Genomic DNA, 22,407 nt, shown 5'->3' on the forward strand with positions numbered 1-22,407 from the left:
ACCCATTTTATTAATCTAATCAAACGTATGCCTTTATTTAACTTACGTGAACAACCGCTTCAATGCAATTTAGCCACTAACATTCAAATAAACTTTCACACACTCTCTTACAAACACCAACAGTAAATATAGCTACACTAATGCCTATTAGTTTTGAGCTGCACTTAAATTGTCTCAGCAATTTATCTTTTTACTTATTTAACACCTAAGGCTTTTAATGAACACTTATATGAAAAATTCAATACGGATATTAGTTGGCACTCTTACACTTGGCAGTATTGCTGTACAAGCTGAGTCGCAGTTTTCTTTAGGGGGCGGCGTTATTTCTACCAGCTCACCTTATGCCGGCACCGACAGTGAAACGCTATTTTTACCTATCATTACCTACGAAGGTGAAAGGCTCAGTTTTAAAGGCTTGTCGCTTGATTATAAATTAGTGGAGCAGCAAGGTTTTAACTGGTCACTGGTACTAGAGCCAGGCGATAACTTTGATACATCAGATTCAGACCTTGCAGCCATAAAAGCCTTAGACGATAGAAAGCTATCACTCTACGCAGGCACTAAGGTTAGCTACGCTGCGGGTTTTGGTAAAATAAGCGCCAGTGCGACTCATGATGTAATAGGCCACGGCGATGGCGCTAAATTTAAAACCAATTACAGTTACCCTATTCAGTTATCTAAACAACTAATGCTCGTTCCCTCTGTGGGTGTTGAGCTAAATAGCAGTGATGTATCTAACTACTATTATGGTGTAGCCCAAGGTGAATCTACCACCTATGCGCCTTACGAACTTAGCTCTACAGTAAACTACAATGCGAATTTATTTTTAATGTATTACATTAATAAAAACTGGAACGTAAATTTCATGGCTAACTATCAACAGCTCGATTCCGACATTGAAGACTCACCCATTATTGATACCGACAACACCACAACCTTTATGATGTCGGTTAACTATCGTTTTTAATATGTTTTAGCGTGTACAACCTTTACACGCTAAAAATTACTTTTATCGCAAGGGCAATAAATACGACTCCCAATATTTTATCAAGCCATGGGTTTTGCTTGGTAAAACCAAAGCGATTTTTTGAAACCTCTGTCAGTAACGCCACCAGTAAATACCAGCCGGTATCAATGACAAACACGGTTAAACACATAATTATGCCCACGCTTAAAGTAAGTAGCTGAGGGTCTATAAACTGTGAGAACAAGGCTAAAAAGAAAATAGCGAGCTTGGGGTTCAAAAAGGCAATGGCAAAGCCATCTTGTAAAGCTTGGCCTGCACTGACTTCACTTTTTTGTACTTCAAGTTCGTTATTACTTGGTTTTGCTAGCAATATTTTTATGCCTAAATACGCCAAATAGGCAGCTCCTAAGTAAACGAGTATTTGATAAACGGTTGGAAACTGTGTCATTAACGCACCTAACCCTAATAACGATGCACCTGCGTATAACCCCACACCAGTACCATGGCTGAGCGCGGCAAGCATGCCGTTTTTCATACTGCCATTAAGAGAGTGCTTTAAAACCACCGCTAAACTTGGCCCTGGCGACATTGCGCCCATCATACAAATAGCCGCTAGGCTTAACCATACTGAAAGTGTCATTTAAAGCTCTTCATTTTCAATAAGTAATGTATAACCGTGCACTTGCCCATAAAAACCCGCTAATGGCATTGCGTTTATTACTTTCCAGCCATCTTGGTTTAATTCCTGTATGCGGTCATTTAGTGCGGCTATATCTACGCCACCCAAAAAACGGGTCTTTCTAAATTCGATTACTTTTTGCATTTTAATCCTTGTGTATTATAAGGTGTATTCAAAATCGTAGTAGTGAACCCCTTGCTCAATACGTATTGTCATACTGCCCGCTAACCCCTCTAGCTCATGAGTGCCTGAGTCGGGAATGACATTTAAAATTAGGCTGTCTTGGCCTTTATCCATAGTACCAAAATGCTGTAATACAAAGCTGCCTTTTTTACCTTCAAGCTCGCCTATTACTTGCTCTATGGCTACATAACCAGCACTGCCCTGCGTAGGAGTCATGGCGCTTAGCATTTCGCCTTGGCTGGTGGCATTTAAGCTACCTTTAAATGTTTTATCTATCGACATACGCCCTAAATTAACGCCGTTTTGGCCGCTTGCGTAGCCTTCTATTGGGGCAAGATTTACATTAAATTCTCCACTTACAGTTGCAGTAATCATAACGTTTCCTTATTGGCGCTAATGTTTAAAAGTATTGATTTTTATTATCTTAGTGCCATATCTATACCTTAACCTTTAAAAAGAATCCACTATGTCAAAAACAACACCTAAGCCCGAAAAAGCCGCCTTTAGTAGTTTATTACCTATTTTTGCGTTTATTAAACCGTATAAATGGATGGTAGTGGCGGCACTTGCTGCCCTTTTAGTCACCGCAGGTGTTAACTTATCATTAGGGCAAGGCGTTAAGTTTGTTATAGATCATGGCTTTATTGCTGGCTCCCAAGCGCAGCTACAACAAGCTGTGTTGGTGCTTATTGGTTTAATTAGTTTATTGGCCGTGGGCACCTTTAGCCGCTTTTACTTAATGTCGTGGATTGGCGAACGCGTTAGTAACGATATTCGCAAAGCCGTATTTAATCGCATTGTTACCTTGCACCCAAGCTACTTTGAAGAAAACCGCAGTGGTGAGCTTATGTCGCGTTTAACAACCGACACCACCTTGCTGCAATCAATTATTGGCTCTTCGTTTTCTATGGCGCTGCGCAGTGCATTAATGTTGGTGGGTGGCTTGGTAATGCTGTTAGTAACTAACTTAAAGCTTACACTCGTCGTGGTTGCATGCGTGCCGCTGGTATTAGTGCCCATGATGGTATTTGGCAAAAAGGTGCGCAAGCTTGCAAGTTCTAGCCAAGATGCCATAGCCGATATAAGCACCTATGCCGGCGAGATCATTCAAAATATTAAAGTGGTACAAAGCTATAGCCACGAACAGCGTGAGCAACACGCCTTTGCTCAAGAAACAGAAAAAGCCTTTAACGTTGCCAAAAGCCGTATAAAACAGCGCTCTTTTTTAATTGCTGCGGTCATATTTTTAACCTTTAGCGCGATTAGCGTTATGCTCTGGGTAGGCGGTAGCGATGTATTAGCAGGTACAATGACTGGCGGTGAGCTAGGCGCCTTTGTGTTTTACGCCATTATGGTAGCCATGTCGGTGGCAACCGTAGCCGAGGTTTACGGCGAGCTACAACGAGCAGCTGGAGCAGCAGCGCGCTTACTGGAGCTACTTGCAGTTAAAAGTGAAATAGAAAACCCTGTCACTCCACAAGACGAAAAGCTATTAGTAAACACTAATAGCCCCGCTATAGCATTTGAAAACATAAGCTTTAACTACCCATCTCGTCCCGATGTCAGCGCGCTTAACAAAATAAGCTTAACTGTAGAGCAAGGCAAAACCGTGGCTATTGTAGGCCCCTCTGGCGCAGGTAAAACTACGTTATTTGAATTGCTACAGCGCTTTTACGACCCTGCTCACGGCGCGATTAAATTTCATGATGTAAATATTAAAGACGTATCGCTTACCACCTTAAGGGACAAAATGGGCATGGTGGCACAAAACCCTATTTTATTTAGCTCAGATGTAATGCATAACATTCGTTACGGCAACCCAAACGCCACTGACGAGCAAGTATATGCCGCGGCAAAGCATGCCCATGCTGATGAATTTATTAAACAATTACCACAAGGCTATAACAGCTTTTTAGGTGAGCAAGGCGTAAGGCTTTCGGGTGGGCAAAAGCAGCGTATTGTATTGGCACGCGCTATTTTAAAAGACCCAGAAATACTGCTTTTAGATGAAGCAACCAGTGCACTCGATGCGCAAAGTGAGCACCACGTTCAAGCCGCGCTTGAGCATTTAATGCAAAACCGCACCACGTTAATTATTGCCCATAGACTGGCCACGGTTAAACATGCAGATGTGATTGTTGTCATGGAAAATGGAGAAATAAAAGCAACGGGCACCCACCAAGAGTTAGTGGCAAGTAACCCGCTATATCAAAAGCTGTGTGAATTACAGTTCAATAAAGATTAATTACATTTTAGCCGCTACTTTTTTTCAAGCCATTTATTCATTGCGGTATCGTAAGCCTCAGTTAGCTTGGTTTTATCGCACTTTACACCAGCTATGTAACTATCGGGCAAATCATTTTTGGGCATAACTCCGGCACCAATGGATACCTTTCTAAAACAGCTATCACCTCGTCGATACGTGGTAAATTGCATATTTTGCTGCTCTATTTTTAATAGTGGCTTTATCTTACTTGCATGCTCTTTTGGGACTGAAATACGCTTTTTCTGAGGGTCATTCTTTGCAGTATCAGAATAGCCAGTTTGTTGCTTTAAAATGCTGTTGAGTCCTTTGTTTAAATCAATCTTTTTATAAGGCTTTAAAATTACAGACTGGGTATTTTTTGTTTTGGTATTGAGCGGCTTAGTCGTTTTCTCTGTTTTTTTATAACTAGGATTCAGTGGTTTTGATTGGAGTGCACTGTCAGGCGCAATAGAATTCATTCCTGTATTCTTATTTGTATGAGCGCGTTGCTGAGAGGGTTGCTGTGTTGCTTTAATTTTAGCTGGCACATTTATCATATAAGCTTTGATTGGAGTTGATTGTTGTGGTTTTATGTTAGGTGCTTTTAACGTGGCAACAAAAACCAAAACTAATCCATGTAAACATACAGATAAAATAATCGCCGTGCGCCACGCTGCCATAAATATGTCCTTGTAGAAGAACTATTTTTGACAGCTAACGCAGGGAAAAGTGCCATTAAAATAAACAAAACCACGTATTTTCGCAATTCTAGTTATTAACCTTCGGTATTTGGCACTATTTGAATTTCTACGCGGCGATTTTGAGCACGGCCATTGGCGCTATCGTTAGTGGCTATTGGGCGGGTTTCGCCGTAGCCTGTAGTGCTAATACGTGCAGCCATAATTTGCTGGTTCACTAAGTAATTTTTAACGCTTTGCGCACGCTCGCGCGATAGGTTCATATTGTAGCTGTCTTTACCTGTGCTATCTGTGTGGCCTTCTACGCTTAAGTAAGTTTTTTCGTATTTGTTCATTACTTTAGCAATAGCGTTTAGGGTATCGTTAAAGCCTGATGAAATATAAGATTGGTCTGTCGCAAAGGTAATGTTAGATGGCATAACTAAACGTAAATTATCGCCTTCACGTACAACTTCCACACCAGAGCCTGCTAGTTCATCACGAAACGCTTCTTCTTGCTTATCCATGTAATCACCTACAGCAGCACCGGCTAGTGCGCCAATAGCAGCACCAATAAAAATACGCTTGTCTTTATGATTACCCGTTGCTTTACCTAATACGCCACCCGCGGCTGCACCAATTGCAGCACCTTTACCGGTGTTATTCATTTCACAGCCGCTAAGTAATACCGCAATAACAGATGCACTTATTAGTGATTTAGTTAATGTCATGATGATGTCCTGTTCGTTCTAGAATTAACAAGAGTATGCAAATACATCTATGAACAAACCATGAAGAGCATGTTAAAAGCAGTTCACTTTATTTTTGAATAACGAATCACTGCATGCGTTTAATAAAAATGTCATACTCTTTTGTGACAATTTAATGATTTTGAAAAAGGACTCTAGCTCAATGTTATTAGCTATTTTTAGGCAGTTTTTTTTACTTGGCTGCATGAGTTTTGGTGGCCCCGCTGCGCATTTAGGCTATTTTAAACGCCACTTTGTAGATACATTAAATTGGCTAACCGACACTCGCTATGCCCAATTAATTAGTTTAAGCCAAGCATTACCAGGGCCGGGGTCTAGCCAAGTTGGCTTTGCGATAGGCGTAGAACGAGCTGGCCTATTAGGAGGTATTACCGCATTTATTGCATTCACCCTCCCTTCTTTTTTAATCATGTTATTACTAGCTATAAGTGCGCATCAGTTTGACGCTGTTTATTTTGCGGTTATTGCGGGATTAAAATTGTTTGCAGTCGTTATTGTGGCCGATGCCACGTTGAGTATGGCTAAAAGCTTTTGTACTAATTATGTTTTAAAGTTACTAGCTGTACTAAGTACATTGGCGCTAATATTTATGCCAATGTTGGGTACACAAATAGCTATTTTAGTTATTGCCGCCACCATTGGCGCTATTTGGCCTATGCTAAAACTTAATCAATCAAGCTCCCCTGATTGTAGTAAAAGTAAGGTAAATTGGATTGCTTTAAGCGCATTTGCACTCTTACTTGCCATTAGCTTTGCACCCTTAGGGCAAAATACCAATGTGTTTGCTGCTTTTTATCAGGCCGGTGCAATGGTGTTTGGTGGGGGGCATGTGGTATTGCCAATACTACAAGCAGGCTTACCCACACTAAGCGACGATCAATTTTTAAGTGCATATGCTAGTGCACAGGCAGTGCCTGGGCCTATGTTTAGCATTGCGACCTATTTAGGCGCACAGTTAACCACAGAGCAGCCATTAGTAGGCGCTGTTATTGCAACCCTACTTATTTTCACACCGGGCTTTTTATTAATGCTGGCGTTTCAAAAAAGCTGGTTAAACCTGGCAAGTAAACCTCGCTTTGCAAGCTCTATTGCGGCACTTAACGCTGCTGTAGTTGGCTTTTTAGCGGCGGCATTGTACTCACCTATTTGGACATCAGCCGTTCACAACCTATGGCAGGTTGCATTAGTTGTTGCGGCTTTTGCATGGCTAAGAATGAAAAAGCCACCTATTTGGTGGCTATTAGCTTTATTTATTGCTGTGGGTCTTGTTCAGCACTATTTGCCATTACTTTAAATGTCGGCTTATCGGTTTGCTGTGTATTAGGCGGGCTTAATTGCCCGCTAACGCTTTGATACGCTCTTAAACCAAATACTGGCAGTACAGCAAGTAAGTGATCCATAATTTCGGCTTGTAAATGCTCGTAAGATATCCAGCGCTTGTCTTCACTAAAGCAATAAAACTCTATGGGTAAACCATGGTTCAAAGGTTGTAACTCACGAACCATAAGGGTCAGAGAAGTATTTATTTTTTTGTGCTGTTTTAAATAGCCCTCGGCATAGCGACGAAACAAGCCCAAGTTAGAAACTGGGTTTGGCAAAGAGGTAACACGTATATATTCGTGCAGCGGTATAGCTGCATCTATCTGCTTTCTAAATTCATCACTTACTAAGCATATGCTGTGCATATCAATATTGAGTGAGCGCTTGATGCGCCTACCACCAGAATCTTGCATACCGCGCCAGTTTTTAAACGACCCCGCTACCAACATATAAGTAGGTATAGTGGTAATGGTGTTATCCCAGTTGCGTACTTTTACGGTATTTAGGCCTAAATCTATTACTTCACCGTCGGCACCGTAATTATCTACTTGGATCCAATCACCATAAGTAACCAGCCTATTTGCCGCAATTTGAATGCTGGCCACAAAACCTAAAATAGTGTCTTTAAATACTAACAAAGTAACGGCGGCAATCGCACCAAAGCCAGAGAGAATATAAGTAGGTGATTTTTCAAGCACTATGCTTACAATTAATATTGCACACACAATAAAAGTAATAAGCTTAACAACCTGCAATAGCCCCTGTATTGGCACTTCACGAGCAAAATCTAGCTGGTTATAAATGGCCCCAGCAATACTTACAATGCTGCTAAAAATAAAGCCTACATAAATAATTAAAATGCCTTGGCCAATGGTTTTAAGTATTTCTGCACTGAGCTCATTAACAGGGTAAACACTGTCGAAGGTTGCTAAAAAAAGCACGCTACATAACATACCTGCTATGCGCTTATTCAATTTGGTGAGCAACGGCGAAAGCAAGCCTATACGTTCAGGAGATAACTTAGTCACCACTTTTTGAATGCCCGGCAACATTAATCGGCGTGTAAACAAATACACCATCAGCAAAGAAAGCACACCAATAGAGGCTGCAGTAATTGCACTTAAAAAATCTGCGTCGGGTACTTTTTCAAACCAAGGAGCAATTAACTCCTGTAGGTGGGTATGGGTCATAGTGTTTCTACTTCCTTACTAATGTGTGGCTCAGGTAAATCGTGTTGAGCATAAATACTGGTTAGTTGCGCATCTTTAGCAACCCAAAGCTCATTGACGTACTTTTGAAAGCGGCTTCTAAATGCTTTGTCGTGTTGATAGCTGCCTAGCATTTGCTCATTTATAGGCATAACGTTTATAGAAACATAGATAGCATCGAGTTCGCCTTTTAAAATATTACGGCAAATATGGCTACTTTTTCCGCTATACACCACACTGGTGTTTAACATAGCATCAAATTGTTCGCCCAATACTTCAAGCGCAAAAGCAATTCCGCCCGCTTTAGGCTTTAATAAATTTTTAAATGGGCTTTGTTGGCGTTTGTGCTTTGCTGGTGTGTAGCGGGTACCCTCTACAAAATTAATAATAGTGGTGGGATTATTCCTAAAGTTGCGGCAGCTGTGCTTTGTGCGTTCAACATCTAACCCTTTTAGTTTGGGGTTTTTAGCAAGCTGTGCTTTTGTCACACGCTTCATAAAAGGCATGCCCATAGCCCATGCACCAGAGCCAATAAACGGCACATATTTTAATTCATCTTTTAAAAAAAACTTTGGCGCAGGTAATACATTAATTGAACTAAGCACAACAATATCTAGCCAACTCATATGGTTACATATTAGTAAGTACCAACTTTTAGTATTAACATCACCGTTAATATTGATGTTTATATCAGCACAGCCAAGCCATAAGCCTAAGCGGTTACCCTTACACCAGCCTCGATACATACTATGCAAAATAGTGTTAATTATTGGCAAAGGCAGTACAAGCTTTATTAAGCCTAGTAGCAAAACTAGGGTACCAAAAATAATCACATTTAAAAAAATCACGCAGCTTACAATTAAGCCGTTAAGCCAGTTTGGTAACCATTTTTTTAGCATAATTGTAAGCCCACTTTTATTGCCATGTTATTTTTGTTTTTGCTCGAGCTGCAAAAGCGTTTGCTCTTTTTCTTCCCATAAACGGTTTAGTTCGCTTTGAAAGCCAACCCTAAACTCAGAGTCGCCAGTGTAATCACCAATTAGCTCTTCGCTTACAGGGCGAATGTCTACATGTACGTTAATTTGCTTAACCTTGCCGCCAGCAAAGTCCATAAACGTAGGGATGCCATCGGGATAATGAATGGTCACGTTAACCACTTTTGAAATTTGCTCACCCATGGCTTGCATTACAAAAGCTATCCCGCCTGCCTTTGGCTTTAATAGGTGTGGAAAAGGGCTATTTTGACGAGCATGTTTTTGCTTAGTGAAGCGTGTGCCCTCTACAAAATTAACAATGCTGACCGGCATTTCTTTAAATTTTTCACAGGCTTTGCGGGTTGTTTCTATATCTTTACCACGTAGCTTTGGATTCTTTTTTAACTGTGCTTTGCTAGTACGCGTCATAAACGGGAAGTCGAGCGCCCACCAACACACCCCTAAAATCGGCACGTAAATAAGCTCTTTTTTCAAAAAGAAGTTTAAAAAAGGTATTTTACGGTTAAATACGCGTTGCAGTACTAATATATCAACCCAGCTTTGGTGGTTAGCAATCACTAAGTACCAGTCTTTTAATTTAGTTTCTTCAAGGCCGGTAACATTAATTTTCGTTGGCGTGAATAAGCGTTGATTTACACTATTAACTGTTACCCAAATAGTGGCACACTGTTTAGCAACCCAGCTTAAAAGCTTTTGCATAGGCTTGATAGGAATTAACTTTAACAGCCCACAAATAAAAATAGGTAAAAACCAAACAAGCGTGTTTATTGTATAAAGTAAGATACTGAATACACTACGAATTACTGACATTTATTTACTTTCCTTTAAACAATGCGCGCCCAAACAGCAACGCTTTTAATTCTCGGTAGGTTAATCTTCAAAGTAAGTATAACCTGCAAGCCCAGCATTAAGCTCGGCTAAATACCCTGCTTTGCATTGCTCAGACACGGCTAGCTTGTTGACTAATAATTCAAAGTTTTCTGCCAAAAGGGCGCTATCATAGTCAACAAACTTTAATACATCCTTAACGCTATCACCTTTAATGGCGTTGGTTAATATATAACCCTCGTCGTTAAGCTCTACATGCACAGAGTCAGTGTCGCCAAATAAGTTATGTAAATCACCTAAAATTTCTTGGTAAGCCCCCACCATAAACATAGCTATATGGTATTGCTCACCGTGTTGGTACTCAGGTATAGGTAAACTGGTTTCTATGCCCGCGCCTTCTACATACTCACGAATTTGTCCGTCAGAGTCACAAGTAATATCTTGAATAATAGCGCGCTGGGTAAGCGGTTTATCGAGGTTTTCGATTGGCATTACCGGGAATAACTGCTCAATCCCCCATACATCTGGTAACGATTGAAACAATGAAAAGTTAACAAATAATTTGTCGGCTAGCTTTTCGTGGAGATCGTCGAGCACTTCGCGGTGAGCGCGAGCATTATTACTAAGTGATGCGCGCACACGGTGCAAAATAGTAAAATATAACTGCTCTATCTTGGCCCACTCTAACATGCTTACTAAACCATGCACGTATTGGTCGTGCGCCTCGCTAAATAAGTGCATTGCATCGTGGTAAATCTCGAGCGCCATACGCGGGTTTAAACGCTGTAAACACTGCCACATTTCATCAAGCACTAACGCACTATTTTTAAGTGGTGGCTCAGGGTTTGGATGATTTGGCGCTTTTTCTACGTCTATCACATCGGTAATTAACACCGCGTGATGCGCCGTTAAAGCTCGCCCAGATTCAGTAATAATAGCGGGGTGTGTAAGTTGATGTTGGTCGCACACCTCTGCAAAGGCATTTACTACGTTACGTGCGTATTCTTCTACTGTGTAGTTCATCGAGCAGGCGCTGCGCGAGCCAGAGCCTTCGTAATCAACGCCTAAACCACCGCCTACATCCACTGTATTGAGCGGCACGCCTAACTGGGTAAGTTCAGCAAAGTGGCGCGCACATTCACGCAGGGCGCGGTGTATGTCGCGTATGTTGGCAATTTGAGAACCTATATGAAAATGCACCATTTGCATTAAATGCAATTTATTATGCTTTTTAAGTACCTCAACAGCGCTGAGTACTTGGCCTGCGGTTAAGCCAAATTTGCCTTTTTCACCACCGGTATTTTGCCACTTGCCTTTACCTACCGAGTTTAAGCGAATACGAATGCCAATAGCAGGCTCTATGCCTAGGTTATCTATTTCTTCAAGTAAGGTAGTTAGCTCTGAGAGTTTTTCGACGACTATTTTAACGCTGTGCCCCATGGCTTGACCAATACAAGCTAAGCGTAAAAACTCACTGTCTTTATAGCCATTGCACACAATAGTAATGGGCTTGTCAGCTATACCTAAAATCGCCATAAGCTCGGGCTTTGAGCCGGCTTCTAAACCCACTAAACCGCTTGGGTGTGCTAATAGTTTACTTACCACAGAACGCTGCTGATTAACCTTTATTGGGTATACACAGGTATACTCACCTTTGTATTCACGGTTACTACATGCCAAGGTAAACGCATTAGTAAGTGTATCAACCCGATTTTTTAAAATATCAGTAAAGCGCACCAGTACAGGCAAAGTTAAGCCTTGTTGTTTAAATTGCTCTGTTAGCTGCGTTAAAGAAATCGCATTTTTAGATTGGTCGCCATCTGGGTAGGCAACTAGCTCGCCTTGTGCATTAATATCAAAATAACCATCGCTCCAATGAGCAACATTATATGTAGCGCGTGCTGTTTCTAAACCCCAAGTCATGGCAACTCTTCTTTAATCAATTAGCTATAAAGGCGCATTTTAATACGTCACTATCCCCTACGCTAACAAAAATTGAACTTTAACTCGATACTGGCTAACTTTATTAGCAATGCAGTTAAAATTTCATTGAGCAAAACGCGAAGCACTGGCAGAATTGCCCCCTTTTCATACTCAACTTAAAAAGTGTAAAAGCAACTATGGCAAATTTAGATCAAAGTAAGTGGTTTACAGAAATTAGCGACCGCGATGGCAGCGCATTTTCATTACGTATTAACAAAAAGTTAGATGAAAAACAGTCTCCTTTTCAAAAAGTAGAAATGTTCGAAACCACAGACTTTGGTAATTTAATGATCATCGATGGCTGTACTATGGTGACAACCCGCGAAAACTTTTTTTACCATGAAATGATCAGCCACCCTGCACTTTTATCGCATCCGAACCCTAAAAACGTCGTTATTATTGGTGGCGGTGATTGCGGCACATTGCGTGAAGTTTTAAAGCACCCAGGTGTTGAAACCGTAACGCAAATAGATATAGACGAAGTAGTAACGCAAATGTCGTTAAAATACTTCCCGGAACTTTGCGAGTCTAATAACGATGAACGCGCAACAGTGATGTTTGATGATGGTATTAAATACATGCGCGAAGCCGCTGGCGAGTCTATCGACGTAGTAATTGTTGATGGCACTGACCCTGTAGGTCCTGGTGAAGGTTTATTTAACCATGCATTTTATACAAGCTGTCTAAATGCACTTCGCCCAGGCGGTATTTTAGTACAACAAAGCGAATCGCCACTGATGCACATGCCATTATTAGTTGAAATGCGCGAAGCTATGTTAAGTGTAGGGTTTAACGATTTACAAACTCTGCCATTCCCGCAGCCAATTTACCCAAGCGGCTTATGGTCGGTAACACTTGCGCGTAAATCACAAGCGTTTAATGGTTTTAGAGAAGCCGATGCCGAGCAAGTTGCGCAGCAAAGCGAATATTACAACAGCGGTGTTCACTATGGAGCACTTGCTACACCAAACTTTATGAAACGCGCATTTAATAAAAAATAAACACTAAGGGAGCCTATAAGGCTCCCTTTTTTTAAAATCTATCTTTTTAAAAGCGCCATTGCGCATTGGCCATCAGTTGCTGCTGTGATATTCGCTGAGCAAACCCACTGCCCAGCCTATTTTGCACAAAACTATGTAGCGCCGATCCCTCAACACCTATTTGAAGCGTATCGGTTAATTGGTAACGCCATGTAGCCGTTAACCCTTCGCCATTACTGGCATTAGGATCAAACGTGGTAGTGTCATCGTCATCTACTTTAAAATAATCATACCTTAGCGATACCCTGTGCTTACCTTCTTTGCGGCTGAGCATTAAGTAATGACTATAAAAAGAATTATAAATTAGCTTATTAGCGCCCATTTCGGTTTTACCATCCATCAACTGAGCAATAAAGCGAGTTTTACCTGTAAATTTATATAACCACGCCGCACTGGCAAAGCGAGTATGCCACGCATACTGTCCTGTAGTTCGGTTAAACACATTAGGATCAGCGTTATTATCATAATAATAGAGCCTAAACTGCGAGCGTTTTAAATAGTCCCAATGCACGCCTGCATAATAGCCAAAGCGGCCATCAACTTCTTCAAATGGCAATACTTGGTTAGCTTGCCAGCGTAATTCATCACTATTTAATGCCTCAATAGGTGCAAACTCAATGCTTTCGTTAAAGGTTGTTTGCCTGTCATGCAGCGCAAACCCCCGCCACGAAAGCAGCGTCCCTGTTGGGTCGTTTCCTTTGTAAATAGCAGCGCTCATACTAAAGCTGTGCTTGGAATTAAAGCGTTTCCCGGGGCGCTTAATTGTAACCTCTCCACCAACAGTGCGAATCTCTTCGCCTATCCAGCTATTAATTGCCGAGTTTGTATAGTTATAAGGTGAAGTCCAGCCTATATCAGGGTTTTCGAGCGACATACCAGGGTAAAAACCACCTACCTTGACATGCCATTTATAGCGGCTGTTTACTAACGGCTGATACTGTAAATACGCTTGACTTAATCCTAATGTCGTTTTCGGCTCTTGGTTTGCATTAAGCACAGCATGTGCGCTCCAAGCACTACTTAAATCGGCCTTAAAGTCTAAAATACCTTGCGATAGCAAGAGGTTATCACTGCCACCTCCATGGCGATATAAACCCATACCGCCATTTTGAAAGCTTTGCGTATCGTCAGTTGCAACCGCACGCACCTGAATAAACCCTTTAACTTGCGAAAAAGCTGGTAGGCTGGTGAAAAGTAAGCCAAGTAATAGTGTATTATTGCGCTTATTAATAGTCATCAAATTCATCCGTAGCAAAGTCTATTTGCTCGGTTATGGCCTGCTTTACGGTGTAATGTATAGGTGACTCGCCCACATTAATGCTTTGGGTTTCTACGTTGCTTATATCACTAAACCCAGAATGCCATATACTCAAAGTGTATTGCCCATTTGGAACGGTTAAATTAACCGCCCCCTTATCGTCAGTAATGGCAAAAATGGTGCTATCTACTACCACAATGTACCCTAACATCCAGTCATGAATATTACAGCCAAGCTCCACTACACCTGTTTGATCAAATATGATTGGCGCTTTAGGTTGCTCCTTATATAGCTTAAGCTCAAAAGTTTTAGCCTCAGAAAACGAATAGACGTGGTGCATAATGGAGTCGGCATTAGGAAACTCTACCTTTGCATTTTGCGGAACAACTAACGTACGCGGCGTAAACTCGCGGTTTTGTTGGCTCATTGCGTAGGTTTTACTTGCTTGATTGCCGGCCTGAATTGATGCCCCGCTTAGCCACACCACCGCATTTGCTAAAGGTTGGTTGCTCGCATTTTTTATCGTTATTGTTGTTGCCATTGCGTAGGAGCTCATACTCAGCAAAAACAAAATCAGTAAGGGTTTTATCATGGGGTTTATCACTATTATCAACTTATTTACATTATAGACCGAGTAAGCAATTAAATTCTTTCTATTTTTTAAAACATTGAATACGTATGTAGGCAGTCGTATTAACAACTAAGTGACATTATCCTTAAGAGTCACCACCGACTCATCAAAGGACACACAATGAGAACATCCGCACTTTTTCTACTGGCGTTTGTTGGCAATAGCTTTGCACAAACCGCTGTAGTTGAATCACCAGACTCACAAATAAAAGTCACAATAACTGATGAAAATAGCACCCCCAGCTACGCTATTAGCTTTAAAAACAAACCAGCTATAAATACGTCACGTCTTGGTTTTGAATTTAAAACCCAAGCCGCGTTTAGAGATGGTTTTAAAATTACCCAAATTGAGCAGCAAAGTGCTAATACCCAATGGCAACAGCCCTGGGGCGAGCGACAAACGGTTACTGATAATCACAACGAAGTGGCGGTCACCTTTGAAAAAGATGGCACCAACGGTGCAACATACACAGTACGCTTTAGAGCTTTCGATAGTGGCGTTGGGTTTAGGTACGAAATACCAAACCAAGCTGGCTTTGAGCAAACATACATCACCAAAGAGCTAACCGAGTTTGCAATTAATAATAGTAACGATGCCACAGCATGGTGGATCCCCGCCCGCGGCTGGAACCGATACGAATATGTTTATAACACCACTGCATTAAATGACGTCCCCCTTGCGCACACGCCGTTTACGTTAAAAACGCAAGACGGCACCCATATCAGCATTCACGAAGCTGCCCTTGTTGATTACGCAGGCATGGTGCTTAATCAGCGCCGCCCAGGTACATTTAATGCCGATTTAACACCGTGGTCAGACGGTATTGCCGTAAAAAAACAAGGAGCGTTTAATACCCCTTGGCGTACTATTCAAATTGCCGACAGCGCCGTTGGCTTAATCAATTCAGACATAATTTTAAATTTAAACGAGCCTAATAAACTCGGTGATGTGTCGTGGGTAAAACCAGGTAAATACGTGGGCATTTGGTGGGGTATGCACATAAATACGCAAACTTGGGGCAGCGGCGATAAGCACGGCGCCACAACTCAAACCACTAAATACTACATGGACTTTGCCGCAGAGTATGGCTTTGATGGCGTATTAGTAGAAGGTTGGAACATAGGTTGGGACGGCGACTGGTTTTTTAATGGCGATGTATTTAGCTTTACACAACCTTACGACGACTTTGATATAGCCGCTCTCACTCAATACGGCAAACAAAAAGGCGTGCAGTTAATTGGCCACCACGAAACATCGGGTAACGTAAGTAACTACCGAAACCAAATGGACGATGCCTTTGCTCTTTACGAAAAATCAAATGTAAGCCAAGTTAAAACGGGTTATGTGGCCGACGGCGGTAATATAAAGCGCATAGACGAAAACGGCATTGCCCGCCATGAATGGCACGATGGCCAATTTATGGTTAACGAGTACCTTTACAACGTAAAGCTGGCTGCTAAACATAAAATTAGTATTAACACCCACGAGCCAATAAAAGACACCGGCCTGCGCCGTACTTACCCAAACTGGATTGCCCGCGAAGGGGCACGCGGCCAAGAGTTTAATGCATGGGGCACGCCGCCTAACCCACCAGAGCACATTCCTATGCTGGCGTTTACCCGAATGCTGGCAGGGCCTATGGACTTTACCCCCGGCATTTTTGATATGGGCTTTAATGGCTTAGGCGATGATACAAACCGCCCGCAAACAACGCTTGCCAAGCAGCTTGCACTGTATGTAGTGCTATATAGCCCGATTCAAATGGCCGCCGACTTACCTAAAAACTATTTAGCTAAGCCTGATGCATTTCAATTTATTCAAGACGTACCCACCGATTGGCAGCAAAGTATTGCGCTTGATGGTGAAGTAGGTGACTTTATTGTGTTTGCCCGTAAAGAGCGCAAACGCGATAAATACCCAGGAAACGATTGGTATTTAGGGGCCGTAACCGACGAAGAAGCCCGTACTATTGAGGTAAAACTCGACTTTTTAGAAAAGGGTAAAAAGTTTGAAGCGCACATATACCAAGATGGTAAAAATGCAGAATGGAAAAACAACCCGTACGATTTAGATATCGAAAAGCGCATAGTTAGCGCAAACGACAAGCTAACTTTAAAACTAGCAACAAGTGGTGGTACGGCAATCCGCTTTAAGGCACTTTAAGTTGTAACACAATTAAAGATATGTAAATAACCAGCTCTGCACAGTTTACTGTGCAGAGTTTTGTACTTTTATAGGCAAATAAATTTGAGCACTTAGGCCACCTTCTGGGCGGTTTTCTAGCTTAACTTTACCATCGTGCATATCAATAATACGCTTAATAATAGCAAGCCCCAAACCACTACCTTCACTGCCACGCGCTGCATCTCCTTGTTTAAAGGGCTCAAACACCGATTCGAGTTCGCTTTCGGGTATCCCTGGGCCATTGTCGTTTACCGCTATCACAACGTATTTTTTATTAGAATTAAAGTAGCTTAATACTTCTATGTCGCCGTCAGAATAACGCAGGGCATTTTCAATCATATTCGTAATTACACGTTTAATAGCGACACTGCTTAATGGAACAAGTCCCACGCTAGGATTACTTTTAAAGGTAATATTACGCTGATGTTTAAGCTCACAATTGACCACCTCAGCCACTAGCGCGTTAATATCTTCGCAGGCTAGCTCATCTGTTTTGTGGTGGCGTAAATACTCAATAAATTGATCGATGATGCCGTTCATATCTTCAATATCGTAAATGATACCTTCACGAAGATAGTCATCCTCATCATTCATCATTTCGGTTGCAAGGCGAATACGCGTTAGCGGCGTGCGTAAATCGTGGGAGACACCAGCCATGAGTAGACGACGGTCGTTTTCAAGCGCAGCAATGCCGCGCGACATTTGATTAAATGCCCGGGTCACTTCTATCACTTCGCTGGAGCCCTCTTCTTCAAGCTTAGAGCTAAAATCGCCCTTACCTACTTTCACAGCAGCTTGCTGCAACGCCTTTAATGGCCGGTTTAAGTGCCTCGCAAATAGCCAGCCGCCTAATACACTTAAAAAACCAATACTTGATAAGTAAAAGGTTAAAAATTCAAGATTATTTTCTTGATACCCGCTAAGCGGCACCTTTACCCAATACCCTGGCGCTTGCGGTGCTTCTACCCAATAAATCAGTGGGTCGGTTTGGCTAATGCGCACCCGCGCCGAGCCATTTAATTGCTCAGACATACTACGCGACAGCATCGAGTATTCTCGGGTTTGCCCAAGCCCTTGACGCATTGCCTCGCGCTGCGTCATCACTTCTATGCCGGTAATTTCAAAAAATTTTTCAGATACTTCGTCGTTAATTTCTACGCCGTCTTCCCAGTCTATAAACACCGTTTTAATTTGCTTTGCAAGCATGAGATTTACTTGCTCTATGGTCGGTTTTACAACGTAAAAGCTTACGGTTATATATGACACTATTTGGTTAATTAGCAGTAAAGCGGCCACTAAAAATACGGTCTGTCCAAACGCACTTCGCGGAAAAAATCCCATATAAACTACTTTTCACCGTCAGGAACAAACACATAACCTAAACCCCAAACCGTTTGAATATAGCGCGGATTGGCGGCATCTTCTTCAATCATGCGGCGAAGTCGCGATACCTGCACGTCTATACTGCGCTCAAGGGCGCTGTAATCCCGCCCTCGAGCAAGGTTCATTAGTTTATCGCGACTCAATGGCTCGCGCGGGTGCGATACAAGAGCTTTGAGTACAGCAAATTCACCACTGGTGAGCGAAATAGTTTTATCGCCTTCGCTCATTTCACGGGTGGCTAAGTTAAGTGTAAATTGGCCAAACGCAATAAGGTTTTCTTCTGCTGCGGGTGCGCCAGGCACTTCTTTAGCGCGGCGGCGTAAAATAGCTTTAATGCGAGCCAGTAATTCGCGCGGGTTAAACGGTTTAGGGATGTAGTCATCTGCGCCTAGCTCCAGACCAATAATACGGTCGACCTCATCGCCTTTAGCTGTCAGCATCACAATAGGAATTTCGTTTTCTTTTTGGCGTAGCCGGCGGCAAATTGATAAGCCATCTTCGCCTGGTAGCATTAAATCAAGCACCATTAAGTGAAAGTTTTCTCGCTCAATGAGTCTGTCCATTTGATCTGAGTTTGCGGCGGTTCTAACAATAAACCCCTGCTCTACTAAATAACGCTCTAGTAAGCTGCGCAGGCGCATGTCGTCATCTACAACTAATACTTTTGTGGTTTCGTGTCCCATTGTTTGTTTCTTATTTTTATTTCCAATTAATAGTTAATATAAATGAAAAACTTAATAATCAAAATCTAATTGCGCGCTTAGATTGTTACTGAACATTTCAAAGCTTAATTTTTAGGGCGTGTTAATCTTTGCGGATCTAAGTTTGTTCAATCTAGGGGCGATCAAATCGCGGCGCGAGGTTTGTAACCTAGTGGGCTCGATAACTGCTCCTGCGTTATTCTAATGACTTACATCCATGTAAGAATAAGTAAAAACCGAGCAAAGCTTCCGCGTCCTGCTCACGCCCCTTACCTACATCCATGTAGGCAACAAAGAGTTTATCGCCTCTAGGCAGAACCCAAAGGGCAAGGCCAGTCGCGAACTCGTCCGTATGGTACGGTTTTTTAGGTAAACGATGCTCAAACAGCGTGAGCTGCACTACGTTGTTACTCAAAATCCACCGCGCTTATGGCGGTTTCGTCTTGTGAAGTATGATCCATGTGTTATTATTTCTCTGAGATTACATAGTTTCGAGTTTCTCGGAATTATCTCGAACCCTGATCACTCAAGCCTCCCGCCAAGTTGGAATGAGTATCGGGGTTTTGTTTTATTAGGGCTAAGGTTACGCCAAATGACCGTACACAGCAAGACAACCAAAAAGACGCGTTTGGAGTCGAAATCCACCTGAACCACCAAAAAGGTCGCGATAGCCGATATCGGGCATTATGTTAAACACCTTTTCTTCGTCGTAGACGCGCCAAATGGCGTTTTTAATACGCCTTTATAGACCTTTCATGCAAATCCACCAACCAAGCGCATGAAACGGCTTAGGATCGCGCTCAAGCGATTCCTGAACGGCTTTATGTGCCAAACAAGCAACGCGTGTTAGCTGTGCCCCTCACACGTCTGTTTTTTTGATACCCAGATAGGCACGTCCAGCGGTATTTGCTCGGCCAGCCATACTTCGACCGCTTCGCCTCCCTGTGGGCGATTATTCTCTCCTTGCAACTGTGCATAGAAATGACGCACACGCTCACTGCTTAAGTCCTGATTGATTGCATCACACAACGTATCGATGTCATGTTTTTCAGTCATATTTAGAATCTCCCAAAAGTTTCACCGGTGAACCCCGCTGAGCCATAGGCGAATTCGTTATTGTGAAGTAGGCCTACTTCACCTGTCCTGCCCCTCATTTTATTTTGATATCAGCGCGATATGTGTTTACACAAACTTTATCAAACATAGCCATAACATTTATAAAAACGCGATACTTTAATGGTTGAGGTGTACCACACTTAGGTCACTAAGTCCTATCCTGCCATACACCTCAACCACTAAGGCAATATGTAGCTTTTAGCAACTCACGGCGATTTGTCACCATGTCGATTAAGCACACTCAACACAAGCTGAATAACCGCTACCACTAACGTTAAATCAATAACGAATTTCCCCTTTAACTTAACGTTATAATCAACTTCAATTTTCATATTGGCTCCTCTCTTTTTAGCCTGGCTTATTCCAGGCCTAGATTTAGGCTATCAGAATTAATTAGCTCCAACGGGCGCAAAAAAATTAAAAATCTCACTTTTTTTGAGCCCCTGAAGAAAACGAAGAGAGTCGCACTTATCCGAAATGCAGTTAAGAGAATATTTAAAAAGGGTTAAAGGGAGTTTCCCCTTTGCACACGACGTTAGAAAATTACGCAGTAATTTGTCGACAGTCGACGGCGTGCCTATTAAGTTTTGAGTGTGAAAGGATGCATTAGAAAAACATCACTACCTCATTAGCAATAGGGTAGCTTTTCAACAATAATATCGCGTTGCAAGGGCTCTAGGTTGCACTGTGAGATCAACCTAGAGCCCTTGCAATTCAAAGGTTAAATAAAATTGCACACGGAAAAGTTACACGCACAGCATGAACTGTATTGTTGAACTTGATTTGCAATAATTGACTGCTAATCTTGTGAATGGATTTCATTTTCAAAATTAAGGAACTATTTAATGAAAACTTTTTTACCCATATGTATTGCGCTATCTATATTCTTATCTCACACAGTATCATCAGCAACTATTGAAAATCATATAAGAAATAAAACTATAAATTGCTCATATGAGTGTACTGAAATTATTAAACTTAATGCTGGCTGGCATGTAGTAGCTAAAAACTCAAACGGAGATATAGAAAAAGTAATTCCTGTAGATGACATACCTATTAATGCTAAAAAAATAATAAACAACAATGGAATGATAAATACACTATCATCCGTTCCTGGTGTTGGAACAACATCAACCTCTTACGAAACTCCAACAGAAATAGTCGTTGTTTACATTACTACTTACAGAGATGCAGATGGTAACTTACTAGACGTCCAAGTAACAACGGTAAGAATACCAAAAGATACAACAACAATACCCAAATAAAGAACATTTGAATTTATTAATAGCCCTCGCGAGGGCTATTATCTGATAAGGCTTGTTTTCGATGACTCAGATTTACTTTTTAAATATAAGCTTACTGTGCTGGCTGAAATCCCTAGATCTTGAGCTATATCGCGGTTTGAATAACCATGAGCTTTTAACTCTAACACCGTTTGTAAATACTCTTTTGCTTTAGATGGCCTACCACCGCCTTTCGATAGTTTACCGCCTAAAGCCCCTACGCGAGCCTGACGTTCACGGAACCCCATTACACTAAAGTTCTTGTGCGTCCACCGCGCCACGCTCTTGGCCGTAGCTTTCACCTCACTCAATGGCAGCAGCTCTTTAAATGACCGGGCATTGTAACCTTGCGCTCGAGTGAAACACGCCTCAAACCACTGTTCATAGCTCGGCCACCCCTGACGAATAGCTTTGTACGCCCATTTACTGAGGTAGTCGAATAAGTTGCAATTACGGCCTAGGCCGTAATCAGGCAGCCGCTGACGACCACCGTAGGCGCTTAAATCCAAATAGTCGGCTAACCAATCGAGGTCATATAGATTTTGCTCCCACGTAGACACCTGCCAATGCGGGTGCAGTGGGTTTTTGCAGATAAGTCCTGCATAGCTAATGTCCGCACCGAGCTTTTCTCTCAGCGCGTTTTCGATGGCCGCAGCGTAACGCAATGGCGCACTACGCCCGTCTGGTGCTGTTCGGATCGAGACTTCAAGGCCATAAATCAAATGCGCATAGCCGTTCTCTCGATTGGTGGCTACGATATTCGGGGCCGGTGCGCCCACGTCATACCATCCCAAAGCCGCATCAGGCGAATCCACATCGAAAATCAACCAGTATTTATGGGTTGGCCCATTGGCTTGTATGTAACGTGATTTGAGGGTGTTTTGGGCGCGAGCAATGGCAGCGCCTGTTTGGCATTTATGCTGCGTTATCGCCTATTTATGGGGAATAACCACACC

22 protein-coding genes are annotated in these 22,407 nt (G+C 42.2%); 6 read left to right on the forward strand and 16 right to left on the reverse strand.

The features are described from left to right. Positions 1 to 229: 229 nt before the first annotated feature. Entirely contained in the window at positions 230 to 967 is a 738-nt protein-coding gene (locus tag AABI99_RS08580; protein ID WP_338365239.1) for a MipA/OmpV family protein, read from the forward strand. A 22-nt stretch (positions 968 to 989) separates the two neighbouring features. Here the strand turns inward: AABI99_RS08580 and AABI99_RS08585 are convergent, their stop codons facing one another. The 3 genes from AABI99_RS08585 to AABI99_RS08595 are packed head-to-tail and all read right to left on the reverse strand — an operon-like array spanning position 990 to position 2,204. Beyond that, positions 990 to 1,607, reverse strand: a complete 618-nt coding sequence (locus tag AABI99_RS08585) for a LysE family translocator (RefSeq protein WP_338365241.1) — start codon at positions 1,605 to 1,607, stop codon at positions 990 to 992. Beyond that, positions 1,608 to 1,790, reverse strand: coding sequence for a hypothetical protein (locus AABI99_RS08590; RefSeq protein ID WP_338365242.1), 183 nt, complete (start codon positions 1,788 to 1,790; stop codon positions 1,608 to 1,610). It abuts the gene before it with no gap. A 15-nt stretch (positions 1,791 to 1,805) separates the two neighbouring features. Continuing rightward, positions 1,806 to 2,204, reverse strand: coding sequence for a DUF3224 domain-containing protein (locus AABI99_RS08595; protein WP_338365244.1), 399 nt, complete (start codon positions 2,202 to 2,204; stop codon positions 1,806 to 1,808). Positions 2,205 to 2,295: 91 nt separating this feature from the next. Here AABI99_RS08595 and AABI99_RS08600 point away from each other — a divergent pair, with 91 nt between their 5' ends. After that, positions 2,296 to 4,074, forward strand: a complete 1,779-nt coding sequence (locus tag AABI99_RS08600; protein WP_338365245.1) for an ABC transporter transmembrane domain-containing protein — start codon at positions 2,296 to 2,298, stop codon at positions 4,072 to 4,074. 14 nt (positions 4,075 to 4,088) lie between these two features. On the opposite strand, the gene AABI99_RS08605 is transcribed toward AABI99_RS08600, so the two are convergent. Both AABI99_RS08605 and AABI99_RS08610 read right to left on the reverse strand, forming a co-directional pair. Beyond that, positions 4,089 to 4,754, reverse strand: a complete 666-nt coding sequence (locus AABI99_RS08605; protein WP_338365246.1) for a hypothetical protein — start codon at positions 4,752 to 4,754, stop codon at positions 4,089 to 4,091. A gap of 95 nt (positions 4,755 to 4,849) precedes the next feature. Next, positions 4,850 to 5,482, reverse strand: a complete 633-nt coding sequence (locus tag AABI99_RS08610; RefSeq protein WP_338365247.1) for an OmpA family protein — start codon at positions 5,480 to 5,482, stop codon at positions 4,850 to 4,852. A 181-nt stretch (positions 5,483 to 5,663) separates the two neighbouring features. Between AABI99_RS08610 and chrA the strand changes: the two genes are divergently transcribed. Further along, positions 5,664 to 6,815, forward strand: a complete 1,152-nt coding sequence (chrA, locus tag AABI99_RS08615) for a chromate efflux transporter (RefSeq protein WP_338365248.1) — start codon at positions 5,664 to 5,666, stop codon at positions 6,813 to 6,815. Here chrA and AABI99_RS08620 read toward each other — a convergent pair. Genes AABI99_RS08620 through speA form a run of 4 tightly spaced genes read right to left on the reverse strand, consistent with a single transcriptional unit; the run spans position 6,772 to position 11,795 of the window. After that, positions 6,772 to 8,031: a mechanosensitive ion channel domain-containing protein gene (locus AABI99_RS08620; RefSeq protein ID WP_338365250.1), complete on the reverse strand. Its 1,260-nt coding sequence runs from the start codon at positions 8,029 to 8,031 to the stop codon at positions 6,772 to 6,774. The two genes, chrA and AABI99_RS08620, sit on opposite strands and share 44 nt — an antisense overlap. Further along, positions 8,028 to 8,948 (reverse strand): acetyltransferase, encoded by a 921-nt coding sequence (locus AABI99_RS08625; protein ID WP_338365251.1) that lies wholly within the window; start codon positions 8,946 to 8,948, stop codon positions 8,028 to 8,030. The genes AABI99_RS08620 and AABI99_RS08625 overlap by 4 nt, the downstream gene beginning before the upstream one ends. Positions 8,949 to 8,975: 27 nt before the next feature. Further along, positions 8,976 to 9,854 carry an acyltransferase gene (locus AABI99_RS08630; protein WP_338365252.1) on the reverse strand — a complete coding sequence of 293 codons (879 nt, stop codon included), beginning with the start codon at positions 9,852 to 9,854 and terminating at the stop codon, positions 8,976 to 8,978. A 60-nt stretch (positions 9,855 to 9,914) separates the two neighbouring features. Beyond that, positions 9,915 to 11,795, reverse strand: a complete 1,881-nt coding sequence (gene speA / locus AABI99_RS08635) for a biosynthetic arginine decarboxylase (protein WP_338365253.1) — start codon at positions 11,793 to 11,795, stop codon at positions 9,915 to 9,917. A 197-nt stretch (positions 11,796 to 11,992) separates the two neighbouring features. Here speA and speE point away from each other — a divergent pair, with 197 nt between their 5' ends. Then, on the forward strand, positions 11,993 to 12,856 hold the full coding sequence (speE, locus tag AABI99_RS08640; protein ID WP_338365254.1) for a polyamine aminopropyltransferase: 864 nt from the start codon (positions 11,993 to 11,995) through the stop codon (positions 12,854 to 12,856). A gap of 46 nt (positions 12,857 to 12,902) precedes the next feature. On the opposite strand, the gene AABI99_RS08645 is transcribed toward speE, so the two are convergent. Together AABI99_RS08645 and AABI99_RS08650 are read right to left on the reverse strand one after the other, a co-directional pair. After that, positions 12,903 to 14,132: a hypothetical protein gene (locus tag AABI99_RS08645; RefSeq protein ID WP_338365255.1), complete on the reverse strand. Its 1,230-nt coding sequence runs from the start codon at positions 14,130 to 14,132 to the stop codon at positions 12,903 to 12,905. After that, complete coding sequence (locus AABI99_RS08650; RefSeq protein WP_338365256.1) at positions 14,122 to 14,745, reverse strand: methylamine utilization protein; 624 nt, start codon at positions 14,743 to 14,745, stop codon at positions 14,122 to 14,124. The genes AABI99_RS08645 and AABI99_RS08650 overlap by 11 nt, the downstream gene beginning before the upstream one ends. Positions 14,746 to 14,904: 159 nt before the next feature. Here AABI99_RS08650 and AABI99_RS08655 point away from each other — a divergent pair, with 159 nt between their 5' ends. Beyond that, complete coding sequence (locus AABI99_RS08655; protein WP_338365257.1) at positions 14,905 to 16,947, forward strand: glycoside hydrolase family 97 protein; 2,043 nt, start codon at positions 14,905 to 14,907, stop codon at positions 16,945 to 16,947. Positions 16,948 to 16,992: 45 nt separating this feature from the next. Here the strand turns inward: AABI99_RS08655 and envZ are convergent, their stop codons facing one another. The 4 genes from envZ to AABI99_RS08675 form a co-directional block, all read right to left on the reverse strand. Further along, positions 16,993 to 18,309 carry a two-component system sensor histidine kinase EnvZ gene (gene envZ, locus AABI99_RS08660; protein WP_338365258.1) on the reverse strand — a complete coding sequence of 439 codons (1,317 nt, stop codon included), beginning with the start codon at positions 18,307 to 18,309 and terminating at the stop codon, positions 16,993 to 16,995. 5 nt (positions 18,310 to 18,314) lie between these two features. Beyond that, positions 18,315 to 19,034, reverse strand: coding sequence for a two-component system response regulator OmpR (gene ompR, locus AABI99_RS08665; protein ID WP_338365259.1), 720 nt, complete (start codon positions 19,032 to 19,034; stop codon positions 18,315 to 18,317). A gap of 864 nt (positions 19,035 to 19,898) precedes the next feature. After that, complete coding sequence (locus AABI99_RS08670) at positions 19,899 to 20,108, reverse strand: hypothetical protein (RefSeq protein ID WP_338365260.1); 210 nt, start codon at positions 20,106 to 20,108, stop codon at positions 19,899 to 19,901. Positions 20,109 to 20,374: 266 nt separating this feature from the next. Beyond that, positions 20,375 to 20,500, reverse strand: coding sequence for a hypothetical protein (locus tag AABI99_RS08675; protein ID WP_338365261.1), 126 nt, complete (start codon positions 20,498 to 20,500; stop codon positions 20,375 to 20,377). Positions 20,501 to 21,013: 513 nt separating this feature from the next. Here AABI99_RS08675 and AABI99_RS08680 point away from each other — a divergent pair. Then, positions 21,014 to 21,433: a hypothetical protein gene (locus tag AABI99_RS08680; RefSeq protein WP_338365262.1), complete on the forward strand. Its 420-nt coding sequence runs from the start codon at positions 21,014 to 21,016 to the stop codon at positions 21,431 to 21,433. A 38-nt stretch (positions 21,434 to 21,471) separates the two neighbouring features. Here AABI99_RS08680 and AABI99_RS08685 read toward each other — a convergent pair whose 3' ends face one another. After that, on the reverse strand, positions 21,472 to 22,380 hold the full coding sequence (locus AABI99_RS08685) for a replication initiation protein (RefSeq protein ID WP_338365265.1): 909 nt from the start codon (positions 22,378 to 22,380) through the stop codon (positions 21,472 to 21,474). Positions 22,381 to 22,407 lie beyond the last annotated feature (27 nt).

Source organism: uncultured Pseudoalteromonas sp., from assembly GCF_963922945.1.
In the GTDB taxonomy this organism is placed as follows: Bacteria; Pseudomonadota; Gammaproteobacteria; order Enterobacterales; family Alteromonadaceae; genus Pseudoalteromonas.

Bases quoted from the DNA above. Each gene is read 5' to 3' on its own strand.
- AABI99_RS08610 (WP_338365247.1), bottom strand. From the start codon at position 5,482: ATGACATTAACTAAATCACTAATAAGTGCATCTGTTATTGCGGTATTA.
- AABI99_RS08580 (WP_338365239.1), top strand. From the start codon at position 230: ATGAAAAATTCAATACGGATATTAGTTGGCACTCTTACACTTGGCAGT.
- AABI99_RS08585 (WP_338365241.1), bottom strand. From the start codon at position 1,607: ATGACACTTTCAGTATGGTTAAGCCTAGCGGCTATTTGTATGATGGGC.
- AABI99_RS08675 (WP_338365261.1), bottom strand. From the start codon at position 20,500: ATGAAAATTGAAGTTGATTATAACGTTAAGTTAAAGGGGAAATTCGTT.
- AABI99_RS08655 (WP_338365257.1), top strand. From the start codon at position 14,905: ATGAGAACATCCGCACTTTTTCTACTGGCGTTTGTTGGCAATAGCTTT.
- AABI99_RS08590 (WP_338365242.1), bottom strand. From the start codon at position 1,790: ATGCAAAAAGTAATCGAATTTAGAAAGACCCGTTTTTTGGGTGGCGTA.
- AABI99_RS08620 (WP_338365250.1), bottom strand. From the start codon at position 8,031: ATGACCCATACCCACCTACAGGAGTTAATTGCTCCTTGGTTTGAAAAA.
- envZ (WP_338365258.1), bottom strand. From the start codon at position 18,309: ATGGGATTTTTTCCGCGAAGTGCGTTTGGACAGACCGTATTTTTAGTG.
- AABI99_RS08595 (WP_338365244.1), bottom strand. From the start codon at position 2,204: ATGATTACTGCAACTGTAAGTGGAGAATTTAATGTAAATCTTGCCCCA.
- AABI99_RS08600 (WP_338365245.1), top strand. From the start codon at position 2,296: ATGTCAAAAACAACACCTAAGCCCGAAAAAGCCGCCTTTAGTAGTTTA.
- speA (WP_338365253.1), bottom strand. From the start codon at position 11,795: ATGACTTGGGGTTTAGAAACAGCACGCGCTACATATAATGTTGCTCAT.
- AABI99_RS08680 (WP_338365262.1), top strand. From the start codon at position 21,014: ATGAAAACTTTTTTACCCATATGTATTGCGCTATCTATATTCTTATCT.
- AABI99_RS08630 (WP_338365252.1), bottom strand. From the start codon at position 9,854: ATGTCAGTAATTCGTAGTGTATTCAGTATCTTACTTTATACAATAAAC.
- AABI99_RS08650 (WP_338365256.1), bottom strand. From the start codon at position 14,745: ATGATAAAACCCTTACTGATTTTGTTTTTGCTGAGTATGAGCTCCTAC.
- chrA (WP_338365248.1), top strand. From the start codon at position 5,664: ATGTTATTAGCTATTTTTAGGCAGTTTTTTTTACTTGGCTGCATGAGT.
- AABI99_RS08670 (WP_338365260.1), bottom strand. From the start codon at position 20,108: ATGACTGAAAAACATGACATCGATACGTTGTGTGATGCAATCAATCAG.
- ompR (WP_338365259.1), bottom strand. From the start codon at position 19,034: ATGGGACACGAAACCACAAAAGTATTAGTTGTAGATGACGACATGCGC.
- AABI99_RS08625 (WP_338365251.1), bottom strand. From the start codon at position 8,948: ATGCTAAAAAAATGGTTACCAAACTGGCTTAACGGCTTAATTGTAAGC.
- AABI99_RS08605 (WP_338365246.1), bottom strand. From the start codon at position 4,754: ATGGCAGCGTGGCGCACGGCGATTATTTTATCTGTATGTTTACATGGA.
- AABI99_RS08645 (WP_338365255.1), bottom strand. From the start codon at position 14,132: ATGACTATTAATAAGCGCAATAATACACTATTACTTGGCTTACTTTTC.
- speE (WP_338365254.1), top strand. From the start codon at position 11,993: ATGGCAAATTTAGATCAAAGTAAGTGGTTTACAGAAATTAGCGACCGC.